15 protein-coding genes and 1 pseudogene are annotated in these 15035 nt (G+C 68.2%); 11 read left to right on the top strand and 5 right to left on the bottom strand.

Going from position 1 to position 15035, the window contains the following annotated elements; genetic code table 11:
- Positions 1-290: pseudogene (locus tag VFL64_RS12925) on the top strand (LysR substrate-binding domain-containing protein); the annotation flags it as partial.
- Here VFL64_RS12925 and hemW read toward each other — a convergent pair.
- The 5 genes from hemW to VFL64_RS12900 form a co-directional block, all read right to left on the bottom strand.
- A complete protein-coding gene (gene hemW, locus VFL64_RS12920; RefSeq protein ID WP_489540787.1) occupies positions 256-1482 on the bottom strand; it encodes a radical SAM family heme chaperone HemW in 1227 nt (408 codons plus the stop codon). The pseudogene VFL64_RS12925 and the gene hemW overlap by 35 nt on opposite strands.
- Entirely contained in the window at positions 1475-2080 is a 606-nt protein-coding gene (gene rdgB, locus VFL64_RS12915; protein WP_489540786.1) for an RdgB/HAM1 family non-canonical purine NTP pyrophosphatase, read from the bottom strand. The genes hemW and rdgB overlap by 8 nt, the downstream gene beginning before the upstream one ends.
- A gap of 2 nt (positions 2081-2082) precedes the next feature.
- A complete protein-coding gene (gene rph / locus VFL64_RS12910; RefSeq protein WP_489540785.1) occupies positions 2083-2808 on the bottom strand; it encodes a ribonuclease PH in 726 nt (241 codons plus the stop codon).
- A gap of 109 nt (positions 2809-2917) precedes the next feature.
- Positions 2918-3832 carry a PP2C family protein-serine/threonine phosphatase gene (locus VFL64_RS12905; protein ID WP_489540784.1) on the bottom strand — a complete coding sequence of 305 codons (915 nt, stop codon included), beginning with the start codon at positions 3830-3832 and terminating at the stop codon, positions 2918-2920.
- A gap of 9 nt (positions 3833-3841) precedes the next feature.
- Positions 3842-4810, bottom strand: a complete 969-nt coding sequence (locus VFL64_RS12900) for a serine/threonine protein kinase (RefSeq protein WP_489540783.1) — start codon at positions 4808-4810, stop codon at positions 3842-3844.
- 28 nt (positions 4811-4838) lie between these two features.
- Between VFL64_RS12900 and VFL64_RS12895 the strand changes: the two genes are divergently transcribed.
- From VFL64_RS12895 to VFL64_RS12850, 10 genes are all read left to right on the top strand, one after another.
- Positions 4839-5783, top strand: a complete 945-nt coding sequence (locus VFL64_RS12895; protein WP_489540782.1) for a YicC/YloC family endoribonuclease — start codon at positions 4839-4841, stop codon at positions 5781-5783.
- Between the two features lie 44 nt (positions 5784-5827).
- Entirely contained in the window at positions 5828-8728 is a 2901-nt protein-coding gene (locus VFL64_RS12890; protein WP_489540781.1) for a monovalent cation/H+ antiporter subunit A, read from the top strand.
- A complete protein-coding gene (locus VFL64_RS12885; RefSeq protein WP_489540780.1) occupies positions 8728-9072 on the top strand; it encodes a Na+/H+ antiporter subunit C in 345 nt (114 codons plus the stop codon). Before VFL64_RS12890 ends, VFL64_RS12885 begins: the two co-directional genes overlap by 1 nt.
- Positions 9069-10718: a monovalent cation/H+ antiporter subunit D gene (locus tag VFL64_RS12880; protein ID WP_489540779.1), complete on the top strand. Its 1650-nt coding sequence runs from the start codon at positions 9069-9071 to the stop codon at positions 10716-10718. The genes VFL64_RS12885 and VFL64_RS12880 overlap by 4 nt, the downstream gene beginning before the upstream one ends.
- On the top strand, positions 10715-11203 hold the full coding sequence (locus VFL64_RS12875; RefSeq protein ID WP_489540778.1) for a Na+/H+ antiporter subunit E: 489 nt from the start codon (positions 10715-10717) through the stop codon (positions 11201-11203). The genes VFL64_RS12880 and VFL64_RS12875 overlap by 4 nt, the downstream gene beginning before the upstream one ends.
- Positions 11200-11478 carry a K+/H+ antiporter subunit F gene (locus tag VFL64_RS12870; protein WP_489540777.1) on the top strand — a complete coding sequence of 93 codons (279 nt, stop codon included), beginning with the start codon at positions 11200-11202 and terminating at the stop codon, positions 11476-11478. Before VFL64_RS12875 ends, VFL64_RS12870 begins: the two co-directional genes overlap by 4 nt.
- Positions 11475-11816, top strand: coding sequence for a monovalent cation/H(+) antiporter subunit G (gene mnhG, locus VFL64_RS12865; protein WP_489540776.1), 342 nt, complete (start codon positions 11475-11477; stop codon positions 11814-11816). The genes VFL64_RS12870 and mnhG overlap by 4 nt, the downstream gene beginning before the upstream one ends.
- Before the next feature lie 67 nt (positions 11817-11883).
- Positions 11884-12504 (top strand): guanylate kinase, encoded by a 621-nt coding sequence (gene gmk, locus VFL64_RS12860; protein ID WP_489540775.1) that lies wholly within the window; start codon positions 11884-11886, stop codon positions 12502-12504.
- A 20-nt stretch (positions 12505-12524) separates the two neighbouring features.
- Complete coding sequence (gene rpoZ, locus VFL64_RS12855) at positions 12525-12728, top strand: DNA-directed RNA polymerase subunit omega (RefSeq protein ID WP_489540774.1); 204 nt, start codon at positions 12525-12527, stop codon at positions 12726-12728.
- Positions 12729-12849: 121 nt separating this feature from the next.
- Positions 12850-15035 (top strand): RelA/SpoT family protein (locus VFL64_RS12850; protein ID WP_489540773.1); only part of this gene is annotated, 2186 nt, incomplete at its 3' end.

Raw genomic sequence — 15035 nt, 5'->3', positions numbered from 1 at the left:
CCGGGCTGATGCTGCAGGCCACCGAACAGAACCTCGGCCGCTCGGTGGTGCGCGAGCTGCTGGCGGCCGACGCGCTGGTGGCGGGCCGGCTGGTGCAGCTGTCGCCGCTCACCATCCCCTTCGAGGCCGCCTACGTGTACCACCTGGTCCACCCGCCGGCACTGCAGGGCTGGGCACCGCTCGTGGCCTTGCGCAGCTGGCTGCGCGAAGAGCTGGAGGCGTCAATGCGGGCACTGCACCCGCCGGCCCGGAAACTCAACCGGGCAAGAACAAGGCCTGCAGGTCGCTGAGGAAGTCGAAGCCCTGCACTGTGGGCCACGCACGCGCGAAGTCGCGCTCGATCCAACCGCGGGACTGCGCCTGGTCGAGCTGCTTGGCGATGCTGGAGAGCGGCAGGCCCGTGCGCTCGGTGAAGCGCGCGAGTTCGAAGCCGTCGCGCAGGCGCAGCGCATTGAGCATGAACTCGAAGGCGAGCGCGTCGCGCTTCACCTCTTCGTCGTTCGACACGGCGAGGCCTTGTGTGGCCCTGTCCATGTAGCTCTGCGGCTCGCGCCAGCGCACCTGGCGCACCACGCGGTGCGGGAAGCTCAGCTTGCTGTGCGCACCGGCGCCGATGCCGAGGTAGTCGCCGAACTGCCAGTAATTGAGGTTGTGCTGGCAGTGGTGGCCACGCTGCGCGAAGGCCGAGACCTCGTAGCGTGCGAGGCCTGCGCGCTCGGTGTGCTCGGTGATGAGGTCAAGCATGTCGAAGGCCGTGTCGTCGTCCGGCACCGAGGGAGGGTGCTTCGCGAACCAGGTGTTGGCCTCGATCGTGAGGTGATAGATCGACAGGTGCGGCGGCTTGAATGACAAGGCCTGCGACAGATCTTCGCGCAGCTCATCGAGCGTCTGGCCCGGCAGTGCGTACATCAGGTCGAGGTTGAAGGTCTCGAAGGTGTCGCGGGCTTCTTCGACCGCGGCCCTCGCCTGCGCGGCGTCGTGCACGCGGCCGATGGCCTGCAGCTTCTCGTCGTTGAAGCTTTGCACGCCGATCGACAGGCGGGTGACGCCGGCTTGTCGGTAGCCGCGGAAGCGGTCGCGCTCGAAGGTACCGGGGTTGGCCTCCAAGGTGATCTCGCAGCCGGGCTCCAGCGGCAGCCGCGCGCGCAGGTCGGCGATCAGCTCGCCTATCGCATCCGGCGAGAAGAGGCTGGGCGTGCCACCGCCGATGAAGATGCTGTGGATGCGACGTCCCCAGATGAGAGGCAGCGCGGCTTCGAGGTCGGCGCGCAGAGCGGTGAGGTAGGTCGACTCTGGAACGCCCCCCTTCTGCTCATGCGAATTGAAGTCGCAGTACGGGCACTTCTTCAGGCACCACGGCAGGTGCACATAAAGCGACAAGGGCGGCAGCGCGCCCAGGTTCATCACGCCCGGCCGCATGTAGCGCGTGACCAGGTCTTCGGTGCGGCCGGCGCCGGCCGGCGTGATGGGGATGTCAGCCAAGGTGCCACACCTCGCGCATCAGCGCGAGCATCTGGCGCGACGCGATGGCGCGGTGGCTGTGCGCGTTCTTGGTGGCAGCGTCGAGCTCGGCCACGCTCTGGTTGAGAGAAGGAATGAACATCAGCGGGTCGTAGCCGAAGCCGCCCTCGCCTCGCGGTGCGCGCAGCACTTCGCCTTCCCAGCGGCCGAAGGCGATCAACGGTTCGGGGTCTTCGGCCGAACGCACCGCCACGAGCGCGCTCACGAATCGTGCGCGGCGATCGTCTTGCGAGGCCATCTGCTCCAGCAGCATGCGGTTGTTCTCTTCGTCGTTCTTGGGGCGGCCGAAGAGCGTGGCGTAGCGCGCGGAGAGCACGCCGGGCGAGCCACCGAGCACGTCGACGCAGAGCCCGGAGTCGTCGGCGATCGCCGCCGACTTGGCGTGTGCCGCCGCGTGACGCGCCTTCTCGAGCGCGTTCTCGACGAAGGTGACGTGCGGCTCCTCGGCCTCCGGAATGCCCAGGCTGCCTTGCGTGACGAGTTCCAGGCCCAGCGGCGTGAAGAGCGTCTGCAGTTCGACGAGCTTCTTGGCGTTGTTCGACGCCAGCACCAGCTTCATGATCAGCCTTCGAGTGCCTTGCGTTGTGCAGCCACGAGCTCGCGGATGCCCTTGTCGGCCAAGGCCAGCAGCTTGTCCATGTCGGGGCGCGAGAAGGCCACGCCCTCGGCCGTGCCCTGCACTTCGACGAAGCTGCCCGCAGCCGTCATCACCACGTTCATGTCGGTGTCGCAGGCCGAGTCTTCGATGTATTCGAGGTCGAGCAAGGGTGTGCCTTCGACGATGCCCACCGAGATTGCCGCCACCGCTTCGCGGATCGGCGACTCGACCAGCAACCCTTGCTTCTGCAGCCACTTCACCGCATCGGCCGCCGCCACGTAGGCGCCGGTGATGGCCGCGGTGCGCGTGCCGCCATCGGCCTGGATCACGTCGCAGTCGAGGTGGATGGTGCGCTCGCCCAGCTTCTTGAGGTCGAACACGCAGCGAAGCGAACGGCCGATCAGGCGCTGGATCTCCTGCGTGCGGCCGCTCTGCTTGCCCTTGGCCGCTTCGCGGTCGCCGCGGGTATGCGTCGCGCGTGGCAGCATGCCGTACTCGGCCGTGACCCAGCCTTCGCCAGAACCGCGTTTGTGCGGCGGCACCTTCTCTTCCACCGAGGCGGTGCACAAGACCTTGGTGTCGCCGAAGGCGATGAGGACGGAACCCTCGGCGTGCTTGGTGTAGCCGCGGGTGATGGTGACGGGGCGCAGGGAGTCTGCGGCGCGGGATTGGGTGCGTTGGAATGTCATGGCGCGATTGTCCGCGAAGAGCCACGGGCCGAGCGCCGGGCCGCCCCAAGCCGGCCCGATCCCCACGGGGGATCGCTCCCTGTACCCAGGGAGCGAGGGGTCGACATGACTAGGATTTCTTTTGAGACGAGCGCCGGATGGCCTCGTTGATCTCGCGGATCGAACGCTCGATCTCCGCTTCGTCCAACTCATCCGGCGGCTCTTGTCCGAGCACGCTCGCCTGGATGGTGGAGGCGAAGACCTCCTCGCCCAGCGTCTGCGTGGAGATGGAGCTCTGGCTGTCGCCGTCCTCGGCCGACTCCCACTCCACCGCCAGCACCGAGACGTTGTCGCTCTTGGCGCCGCCGTTGCGCAGCGCCTGCTCGACCAGTTCGGGCACCGCGTCGGCGATGGTGTTCTTGGCCAGCTGGTCGGTGATCTCGGCGTCCGTCACCGTACCCCACAGGCCGTCGGAGCACAGCAGCAGGCGGTCACCACGCTGCAGCACCAGCGGGCCGACGGTGTCGACCACTGGCTTGCCGGGGCTGCCCAGGCAGGTGAACAGCACGTTGCGGTTGAAGCGCTCGCCCATGGGCACGACGTGGCTCATGGTCTCTTGCAACTCGGAGTAGGAGTGGTCGCGCGTGCGCGCCACCAGTTTCTCGCCGCGCACGAGGTACAGGCGCGAATCACCGCAGTGCGCCCAGTAGGCGTTGTTGCCCTGGAGCACGCAGGCCACGATGGTGGTGCGTGGCGTGTCGATCAGTGCCTTCTGCGTGGCGTAGCGCAGCAGCTGGTGGTGGCCGGCGATGATGGCTTCGTGCAGGAAGCGCATCGGCTCCTTCAGCGTGGGCTTGGCATCGCGCTGGAACATGGCGGCCAGCGTCTGCAGCGCAAGCTGCGAGGCGACCTCGCCTTCGGGGTGGCCACCCATGCCGTCGGCCAGTGCGAACAGACCTGAATCGCGCGTGTAGCAATAGCCCATGCGGTCTTCGTTCTTCTCGCGGCCGCCTTTGCGGCTGACTTGATAGACCGTGAATTGCATGTGGGGGTCTTACGCTTTCGCGCCGGTGGTCAGGTTCTCGAGCTGCAGCTTGAGCCGCTCGCTGAAACTGAGTTTGGTATAGCGGCGCTCGGTCTCGCGCGCCAGTTCTTTTTGCAGCGAGAACACGCTTTGTGGGCGCGAGAGCGGGTCGAGCGACATGCACCACTCGGTCACTTCGATCAGGTTGTCGGAGTAGACGTTGCGCAGGCGAGAAAGCGACAGCGCCAGGCGGTCCTTCTCGATGCGCTGTGGGGCATCGTTGGGCGGGTAACCCTGCATGCAGGCGTAAATGCAGGCACCGACGGCGTAGATGTCGGTCCAGGGGCCGAGCGTGCCGTCGCGGCGGTACATCTCGGGAGCCGCGAAACCGGGGGTGTACATCGGGCGGATGAAGTTGCCTTCCTTGCTCAGCACTTCGCGCGCGGCGCCGAAGTCGAGCAGCACCGCCTTGTTGTCGTTGGTGATGAAGATGTTGGCTGGCTTGATGTCCAGGTGCAGCATCTTGTGCTGGTGCACGATGCGCAAGCCACGCAGGATCTCGTCGAACAGGCTGCGGATGGTGGATTCGCGGAAGACCTTGTCGCGCTTCAGGTCGCGCGCGGTGACGATGAAGTCCTGCAAGGTGTCGCCCTGCAGGTAGTTCATCACCATGTAGACGGTGTCGTTCTCGCGAAAGAAGTTGAGCACCGAAACCACGCTCGGGTGCGAGATCTGCGCGAGGTTGCGGCCTTCTTCGAAGAAGCTCTTGAGGCCCAGGCGGTACAGCGGCTGCTTCTCGGGCTTGACGCGGGGCATCAATTCGCCCGGGGCACGCTCGGCAAGGGAAGAAGGCAGGTACTCTTTGACGGCCACGAGGTGGCGATCGGAATCCTCGGCCAGATAGACCACGCCAAAGCCGCCGGCTGCCAGTTTCTTGATGATCTGGTACCCGCCAACCACGGTGCCGGATGGCAATGGAGCAGGTTTCGGCTTTGACATAATCTCTTTTTGCAATGCGATAAGTCGAATGCCAGTCTACAGCATGACCGGGTATGCAAGCGCCACCGCCGGGGCGCAATCTGCGACAGAAACCACAGGCTCCGGCGAGGCGGCAAGCGCACGCTCCGGTGCCTCGCCCGCAGGCAGCGTGACGGTGGAGCTGCGCTCCGTCAACGGGCGTTTCCTGGACCTCGGTTTTCGCATGCCCGATGAGTTCCGGTCGCTGGAGCCGGCTCTGCGCGACCTGCTGAGCGGCGCTTTTCGCCGCGGCAAGATCGAGCTGCGCCTGAGCACCAAGAGCGAAGCCGAAAGCGCCTGGCCGCAGCCCCAGCCCGACCAGATGAACCGCCTGGCGCGCCTGGAGAGCACCATCCAGGGCTGGCTGCCCAAGGCACAGCCGCTGTCGGTGCACGAGGTGATGCAGTGGTGCAAGGGCGGTGCGCCCGCCGAGCGGCTGGACGAGGTGGCGCTCGACGCCGCCAAGCGCTGCATCGCCGGCCTGGCCGAAGCCCGCGCCCGCGAGGGCGAGAAGCTGGTTGCGGTGCTGATGGAGCGCGTGACCCGCCTGCGCGAACTCGCCACCAAGGCCGAGCCGCTGGTGCCCGCGGTGGTGCAGCGCATGCAGCAGCGCTTTCTGGAGCGCTGGCAGGAGGCCCTCACCGCCACCGGCGCGGCCCAGAGCATCCCGCGCGAGGCCCTGCAGGAGCGCGCCCTCAACGAGGCAGCCGCCTATTCGATCCGCATCGACGTGGCCGAGGAACTGGCCCGACTGCGCGCCCACACCGACGAGATCGCCCGCCTGCTCAAGGCCGGCGGCGAGGTCGGCAAGCGGCTCGACTTCCTGATCCAGGAACTGCTGCGCGAAGCCAACACGCTCGGCTCCAAGTCGTCGACGCTGGAGCTGACCAACATCTCGGTGGAGATGAAGGTGCTGATCGAACAGCTGCGCGAGCAGGTGCAGAACCTCGAGTAGCGCGGGCCCGTGGGGCCAGGGGGCATCCCCTAAACTGCCCGGCGATGTCGCCGCTGCTTTTCCTGCTGTTCCCTTTCGTCGGATGCGTGGTCGCGGCCCTGCTGCCGACCAACGCGCGCAACCTCGAATCGTCGTGGGCCGCGCTCGTGGCACTGGCCGTGGCGGTGCCACTCGCTTTGGTGTACCCGCAGGTCGCGAACGGCGGCGTGGTCGCCGAACGCCTGCCGTGGCTCACCAGCCTGGGGCTGGACATCATCGTGCGCATCGACGGCTTCGCGTGGATGTTCGGCATGCTGGTCAGCGGCATGGGCCTGCTGGTCATCGTTTACGCCCGCTACTACCTCTCGCCCGACGACCCGGCCGCGCGCTTCTACTCGCTGCTGCTCGGCTTCATGGGCGCGATGCTCGGCGTGGTGTTGTCGGGCAACCTGGTGCAGCTCGTCGTCTTCTGGGAGTTGACCAGCGTCTTCTCCTTCCTGCTGATCGGCTACTGGACGCACCGCAAGGACGCCCGCCGCGGCGCGCGCATGGCCTTCACCGTCACGGCCACCGGCGGCCTGGCGCTGCTGGCGGGCGTGCTGCTGCTGGGTCACATCGCCGGCAGCCTGGAGCTCGATGCCGTGCTCGCAGCTGGCGATCGCATCCGCGCGCATGCGCTGTACCCGCTGGCGCTGGGCCTGGTGCTGCTGGGCGCACTGACCAAGAGCGCGCAGTTCCCGTTCCACTTCTGGCTGCCGCACGCGATGGCCGCGCCCACGCCGGTGTCGGCCTATCTGCACTCGGCCACGATGGTGAAGGCCGGCGTCTTCTTGCTGGCGCGCCTGTGGCCGGTGCTGGCGTGCACCGACGCGTGGTTCTGGATCGTCGGCGGCGCAGGCCTGGCCACGCTGCTGCTGGGCGCCTACGCGGCGATGTTCCAGAACGACCTGAAGGGGTTGCTCGCCTACTCGACCATCAGCCACCTCGGTCTCATCACGCTGCTGCTGGGGCTCAACAGCCCGCTGGCCGCCGTGGCAGCGGTCTTCCACATGATGAACCACGCGACCTTCAAGGCCTCGCTCTTCATGTCGGTGGGCATCATCGACCACGAGACCGGCACGCGCGACATGCGCCGGCTCGACGGCCTGTACCGCTCCATGCCCATCACCGGCACGCTGGCCATCGTGGCCTGCGCGGCGATGGCCGGCGTGCCGCTGCTCAATGGATTCCTGTCGAAGGAGATGTTCTTCGCCGAGACGGTGTTCGTGAGCGCCAGCCCGGCCGTGGAGTACGGCCTGCCGGCCCTGGCCACGTTGGCCGGCGTGTTCGCGGTCGTGTACTCGCTGCGCTTTGGTCACGACGTGTTCTTCGGCTCCGCGCCCGACTGCCCGCGACAGCCGCACGAGCCGGTGCACTGGATGCGCGTGCCGGTCGAGCTGCTGGTGCTGGCCTGCGTGGTGGTGGGCACGCTGCCGGCCTGGTCGGTCGGACCGCTGCTCGCCGCGGCAGCACGGCCTGTCGTGGGTGGCGTGCTGCCGGAGTACAGCCTGGCCATCTGGCACGGCTTCAACACGCCGCTCGTGATGAGCGGGGTGGCGCTGGTGGCCGGCATCGCGATCTACCTGCGCTTCGCCGCGCGCTTCAAGCAGCGCCGCGCGCGCGGTGCACCACTGATGCAGGGGTTGGACGGCAAGCGCCTCTTCGAAGGCATGCTCGCCTTCGGCACCCGGCTGTCGTCGTGGCTGCTGCGCCGGCTCAGCACGCGGCGCTTGCAGCCGCAGCTCTTCGCCCTTCTGCTCATCGCCGGGTTGGCCGGGCTGGCCTCGTCGGCGCTGCTCGTGCCCTTGGAGTGGGGTGACCGCGCGCGCGTGCCAGCCACACCGGAGTTCGTGCTGATGTGGCTGATCGCCTCCATCTGCGCCATCGGCGTGGCGCAGCAGGCCCGCTTTCACCGTCTGGCGGCACTGACGATGCTGGGCGTGGTGGGCCTCGCGGTGTGCATCACCTTCGCCTGGTTCTCGGCGCCCGACCTCGCGCTCACGCAGCTCGCGGTGGAGGTGGTGACGCTGGTGCTCTTTCTGCTGGGGCTGCGCTGGATGCCCAAGCGTGTGGAGCAGCCCGACCCACGACCCACCCTGCGCACCTGGTGGCGCCGCCGGCGTGACCTGCTGCTGGCCGTGCTGATCGGCATCGGCCTGGCCACGCTGTCGTACGCGCTGCTCACCCGCAGCGCGCCGCTGTCGATCGCGCCCTACTTCATCGAGCAGGCATTGCCTGGCGGTGGTGGCACCAACGTGGTCAACGTGATGCTGGTGGACTTCCGCGCCTTCGACACGCTGGGCGAGATCACCGTGCTCGGCATCGTCGGCATCACGGTGTACGCGCTGCTGCGGCGCTTCCGCCCGCCGCAGGAGACGATGGACCAGCCCAAGCAGCAACGCGTGCGCGGCATGGGCCGAGATCTTGTCGACCGGGCCGAAGACACCGACCGACTTCAGGAGTACCTGGAAGTGCCCGCCGTGCTGGTGCGCCTGCTGCTGCCGGTGGCCGGCCTGTTCGCCTTCCACCTCTTCATGCGCGGGCACAACGAGCCGGGCGGCGGCTTCGTCGCGGGGCTGGTGGTGGCCATCGCCTTCATTGCGCAGTACATGGTGGGCGGCACACGCTGGGTGGAGGCACGCATGCGGCTGCTGCCGCCACGCTGGATCGCCTTCGGCCTGCTGGTGGCCCTGTGCACCGGCCTCGGCTCGCTGACACTCGGCTACCCCTTCCTCACCACCCACACCGCGCACGTGCACTGGCCGCTGGTCGGCGAGGTGCACCTGCCCACCGCCGCCCTGTTCGACCTGGGCGTGTTCTCGGTCGTCGTGGGCGCCACGCTGCTGCTGCTGACCGCCATCGCCCACCAGTCGTTGCGCGCAAGCCGCCAGCAAGCCGCCGCAGACGACGACGAGGAACAGCACTGATGGAAGCCGTGATCTCGATCGCCATCGGGGTGCTCGCTGGCGCCGGCGTGTGGCTGGTGCTGCGGCCGCGGACCTTCCAGGTGCTGATCGGCCTGGCCCTGCTGTCGTACGCGGTCAACCTCTTCATCTTCAGCGTGGGGAGCCTGGCCATCGGCAAGGAACCCATCGTCAAACCCGGTCTGTTGGCCGACCTGGCGAACTACACCGACCCGGTGCCGCAAGCGCTGGTTCTCACCGCCATCGTCATCGGCTTCGCCACCACCGCGCTCTTCCTCGTGGTGCTGCTGGCGCTGCGCGGCCTGTCCGGCGGCGACCACGTCGACGGCGAAGAGGAGCAGCCTTGAGTCTGGCCGAGTCCCTGACGAGCCACTGGGTGGTCGCACCGGTGCTGCTGCCCCTGGCCACCGCAGCGCTGATGCTGATGCTCGGAGAAGGCCGCCGCGCGCTCAAGAGCGTGATCAACCTCGCCTCCACCGCCATCGGGCTGGCTGTGGCGGTGCTGTTGCTGCTGCGTGCGGCCGAGGGTTCGCCTTCAGCCTTCGGCGTGTACCTGCCCGGCAACTGGCCGGTGCCCTTCGGCATCGCGCTGGTGGCCGACCGCCTGTCGGCTCTGATGGCCGTGCTCACCGGCTGCATCGGCCTGGCCACGCTGCTCTACGCGCTGGCCCGCTGGCAGCACGCGGGCGTGTACTTCCACGTGCTGTTCCAGTTGCAGCTGATGGGGCTGTACGGCGCCTTCCTCACCGCCGACCTGTTCAACCTCTTCGTCTTCTTCGAGGTGCTGCTGGCCGCGAGCTACGGCCTGCTGCTGCACGGCGGCGGCATCGCGCGCGTGCGCGCCGGGCTGCACTACATCGCGATCAACCTGGCGGCTTCGCTGCTGTTCCTGATCGGCGTGGCGGTTCTCTATGGGGTGACCGGCACGCTGAACATGGCCGACATCGCCCACAAGCTGCCGCTGGTGCCGCCCACCGACCGCGGCCTGCTGCATGCGGGCGCGGCCATACTCGCCATTGCCTTCCTCGCCAAGGCCGCGCTGTGGCCGCTCAACTTCTGGCTGCCGCCCGCCTACGCGGCGGCCAGCGCACCGGTGGCAGCGCTCTTCGCCATCCTCACCAAGGTGGGCGTGTACGCGGTGCTGCGGCTGTGGACGCTGTGCTTCTCCGTCGGCGCGGGCACCGGCAGCTCCTTCGGCGGCGACACGCTCATCTGGGCCGGCCTGGCCACGCTGGCCTTCGGCGCGGTGGGCATGCTGGCCTCGCAGCAGGTCGCCCGGCTCGCCGGCTTCAGCGTGATCGCTTCGTCGGGCACGCTGATCGCTGCGGTCGGCTTCGACACCCCTGCGCTCAGCGGCGGCGCGCTCTTCTACCTCGCCAGTTCCACGCTGGCCGGGTGTGCGCTCTTCCTGCTGGTGGAGCTGCTGGAGCGCAGCCGCCAGGTCGAAGTGGGCCCGCAGGAGGTGGATGCCGGCGGCGACGCGCTGCCCGCCTTCATCGACGCCGAGCCACCGCAAGGCGCCAACCTCGACGATGACGAAGAGGCGCTGATCGGCCGCGCCATCCCCGCCGCGCTGGCCTTCCTGGGCGTGGCCTTCACGTTGTGCGCCATGATCGTCGCCGGCCTGCCGCCGCTGTCGGGCTTCGTGGCCAAGCTGGCGATGCTGAGCGCCCTGCTCGAACTGCGCAGCCCGCCCGCCTGGGCGCTGTTCACCCTGCTGATCGTCTCGGGCCTCTTCGCCGTCATCGCGCTGATGCGGGTGGGCATGCGCCACTTCTGGTCGGGGTCCGATCGCCCGCCGCCCCGCCTGCGCGTGGCCGAAACGCTGCCCATCGCCGCACTGCTGGCCGCGGCCGTGGCGCTGGTGGCCCAGGGCGACCGCGTGCTGGCGTACACCCAGGCCACGGCGCAAGCGCTGCATGCGCCGCAGCAGTACATCCAGGCCGTGATGAGTGCGCGGCCTGTCGCCCGCACGCCGGAGACTGCACGATGAAGCGGCTGCTGCCTTCGCCCTGGCTCTCGTTCGGCCTCTTCTGCGGCTGGCTGCTGCTGACCCGCAGCCTGAGCCTGGGGCAGATGCTGCTGGGCTTGCTGGCTGCCCTGGCGCTGCCGCTGCTGATGGCGCCGCTGCGGCCCGCGCCGGGGCCGCTGCGGCATTGGGCGAGGCTGGCCGCGCTGATCCTGCGCGTGGGCCGCGACGTGGTGCGCTCGGCCATCGAAGTGGCCGTCGGCGTCTTCCGCGCCGGGCGCAAGCCGCCGCGCAGCGCCTTCGTCGTCGTGCCGCTCGAGCTGCATGACCTGAACGGGCTGGCCGCACTCGCGATGATCACCGCCGTGATCCCCGGCACCGTGTGGTGCGAGCTGGCCCCCGACCGCAGCACCCTGCTGCTGCATGTGTTCGACATGGGTGATGCGGCCGCCTTCATCGCCCAGTTCAAGGCCGACTACGAACAACCGCTGAAGGACATCTTCGGATGAGCACCCTGCTGTCCCTGGCCATCACGGCCACCCTGCTGATGTACGTGGCTGCCATGGGCCTGGGCCTGGTGCGCATGCTGCGCGGCCCGAGCGCGCAGGACCGCGTGCTCGCGCTCGACTTCATCTACGTGGTGGGCATGCTGCTCATGCTGGTGCTGGCGATCCGCTACGACAGCGAGATGTACCTCGAAGGCGCGCTGCTGATGGTGCTGTTTGGCTTCGTGGGCTCGGTGGCGTTGGCCAAGTTCCTGCTGCGCGGCGAGGTGATCGAATGACCCTGCCGCCGGTCAGCGAGATCGCCGTCGCGCTGCTGCTGCTGGCCAGCGGTGTGGTGGTGCTGGTGGCCGCGCTCGGGCTGGTGCGCCTGCCGGACTTCTTCGTGCGCATGCACGCACCCGCGCTGGCGTCCTCGCTGGCGTCGTGGGTCGTGACGCTCGCCTCCATCGTGCACTTCAGCGCCCGCACCGGCTCGGTGTCGCTGCACGTGTGGCTGATCATCATCGTGCTGTCGATCACCGCGCCGGTGACCACCATCGTGCTCGCACGCGCCGCGCTGTTCCGCCGCCGCCAGGCAGGCGACACGCTGCCCCCACCGCTCGACGCCAAACACTGAGAAATACGCACGCGCCCTGGTTGGCACCGCGCCGTGCTGTCCGCCGGCTTCGGGGCAAAATCCGGGGATGGAATACCCCGGCAATCTCTTCGTGGTGGCCGCGCCCAGCGGCGCGGGCAAGTCGAGCCTGGTCAAGGCGCTGCTGGAGCTGGACTCGCACCTGGTGGTGTCGGTCTCGCACACCACCCGCAAGCCGCGCGGCCAGGAGCAGGACGGCCGCGAATACCACTTCATCGACGAAGCCCTCTTCCGCCAGAAGGTCGAGCACGGCGACTTCTTCGAGTGGGCCGAGGTGCACGGCAACCTGTACGGCACCTCCAAGGCCGGGGTCGAAGCCCAGATCAAGACCGGCCAGGACGTGGTGCTTGAGATCGACTGGCAAGGCGCCCTGCAGATCAAGAAGCTGTTCCCCAACGCCATCCTGATCTTCATCTTGCCGCCCAGCTGGGACGAATTGGCCCAGCGCCTGGCCCGCCGCGGCGAAGACGCCCCCGACGTGATCGAGGAACGGCTGCGCAACGCCCGCATCGAGGTGGCCCAGGCCCGGCATTTCGACTTCGTTATAATCAATGCCCTGTTTGAAACAGCGCTTTTCGACCTGAAAGCGGTGGTTCACTCGCAGCGCCTCAAGTACGCTGCCCTGCGAAGAAGCAAGCCCGGCGTCTTTGCAGCGCTCAATCTCAGCTAGACCCCCTCACCGGAGCATCCATGGCCCGCATCACCGTCGAAGACTGCCTCGTCAAGATCCCCAACCGCTTCCAGCTGGTGCTGGCCGCCACCTACCGTGCGCGCATGCTGAGCCAGGGTCACGCCCCCAAGATCGAGACCAAGAACAAGCCGGGCGTGACCGCCCTGCGCGAGATTGCCGCAGGCGAAGTCGGCCTGGAGATGCTGCGCAAAGTCCCGGTCTGAGCACTTCTGCTCACACCTGAAACGGCCCACGCGGGCCGTCCTCGCAAAACGGCCCCACGCGGGCCGTTTGCTTTTGGGAAGCCCTAGGTCACCGCTTCTCGATCCGCGATAAATTCGGGGCATGGCCAGCCCGATCACCACCTGGATTCGCGACGCAGCGAGCGGCGTTGGCCGCCGATCGCGCGAGCCTGCCGTGCCAGCAGCCACCAGCGACGCAGCGGCCGCTTCCTTTGCCACGCTGACCAAGAAGCTCGACTACCTCGACGCCTCCGACATCAAACGTGTGCGCGAGGCCTACCGCTTCGCCGACGAGGCCCACCTGGGCCAATTCCGCGCCAGCGGCGAGCCCTACATCACCCACCCCATCGCCGTGGCCGGCCTGTGCGCCGACTGGAAGCTCGATGCGCAGGCCATCATGGCCGCGCTGATGCACGACGCGATGGAGGACTGCGGCGTCACCAAGGTCGAGCTGATCGAGCGCTTCGGCGGCGCCACGGCCGACCTTGTCGACGGCCTCACCAAGCTGGACAAGCTGCAGTTCTCGACCAAGGAAGAGTCGCAGGCCGAGTCCTTCCGCAAGATGCTGCTGGCGATGGCGCGCGACGTGCGCGTGATCCTCATCAAGCTGGCCGACCGCCTGCACAACATGCGCACCATGGAGGCCGTCGCCGCCCCCAAGCGCGCACGCATCGCCCGCGAAACGCTCGACATCTACGCCCCCATTGCCCACCGCCTGGGCCTGAACCAGACCTACCGCGAGCTGCAGGAACTGTCGTTCCAGCACATCCAGCCCTGGCGGCATGCCGCGCTGTCCAAGGCCGTGCTGCGCGCGCGTGGCTACCGGCGCGACATCGTCGAGCGCATCCAGCGCGAGGTGGAAAAGGCCTTCTCCGACACCCGCCAGAAGGTGCAGGTGTACGGCCGCGAGAAGACGCTCTACTCCATCTACGCCAAGATGCGCGAGAAGCACCTGAGCTTTGCGCAGGTGAACGACATCTTCGGCTTCCGCATCGTCGTGAACACCCTGCCCGAGTGCTACCTCGCGCTCGGCGTGCTGCACCAGCTCTACAAGCCGCTGCCGGGGCGCTTCAAGGACTACATCGCCATCCCCAAGGCCAACGGCTACCAGTCTCTGCACACCACGCTGGTGAGCCCGCTCGGCACAGCGGTGGAGTTCCAGATCCGCACCGAGCCCATGCACGCCGTGGCCGTGAAGGGCATCGCCGCGCACTGGATGTACAAAATCGGCGGCAGCGGCCAGGCCCAGGATGCGCAGCGCCTGGGTGCGCTGTGGCTGCAGTCGCTGGTCGACATCCAAGACGAGACGCGGGACGCGAGCGAGTTCCTCGAGCACGTGAAGATCGACCTCTTCCCCGATGCGGTCTACGTGTTCACGCCCAAGAGCAAGATCATGGCCCTGCCGCGCGGGGCCACGCCGGTCGACTTCGCCTACGCCATCCACTCCGACGTGGGTGACCATTGCGTGGCGGCCAAGGTCAACGGTGACCCGGTGGCGCTGCGCACCGAGCTGCGCAGCGGCGACGTGGTCGAGGTCGTCACCGCACCCGGCGCGCGGCCCAACCCGGGCTGGCTCAACTTCGTGCGCACCGGCCGGGCGCGCTCCAAGATCCGGCACTACCTGAAGAACATGGAGCAGGAAGAGTCGCAGCAGCTAGGCGACAAGCTGCTGGCTCAGGCCCTGCGCGGCGAAGGCCTGACCCTGCCCCCCAGCGACCCCAACGACGCCCCGGCCGTGGCGCTGTGGCAGGCGCTCACCAAGTGGAGCGGCAACCGCACCCGCGCCGACCTGCTCACCGACATCGGCCTCGGCCGCAAGATCGCCATCATCGTGGCCAAACGCCTGGCACAGCTGATGCTGGAACGCGGCGCCAAGGTCGACCCGCTCACGCTCACCATGGGCCGCTACGCCGCCGAAGACGACGCCACGCCCACCCAGGGCCTGGTGGTGATCGACGGCACCGAAGGCGCCTCGGTGCAGATGGCCACCTGTTGCCGCCCCATCCCGGGCGACGCCATCGTGGGCTACCTCGGCCGCGGCGAGGGCCTGCTGGTGCACACCGCCGAATGCGGCGTAGGCAAGCGCCTGTTCGAGCGCGACAGCGAGCGCTGGATCAGCGTCGAATGGGCCGAGGAGCCGACGCGGCCGTTCGAGACCGGCATCACCCTGCTGCTGCGCAATGGCAAGGGGGTGCTGGCGCAGGTGGCTTCGGCCGTGAGCGCGGCCGAGGCCGATATCACCCACATCGACATGGACGACGAGCCCGCGGCCGAAACCACTGAGCTGCG

It is taken from the genome of Rhizobacter sp. (assembly GCF_035702065.1).
Taxonomy (GTDB): Bacteria; Pseudomonadota; Gammaproteobacteria; order Burkholderiales; family Burkholderiaceae_C; genus Rhizobacter.
Note: the sequence above shows the minus strand (reverse complement) of the source record. Positions and strands in the feature narration are given on the sequence as shown.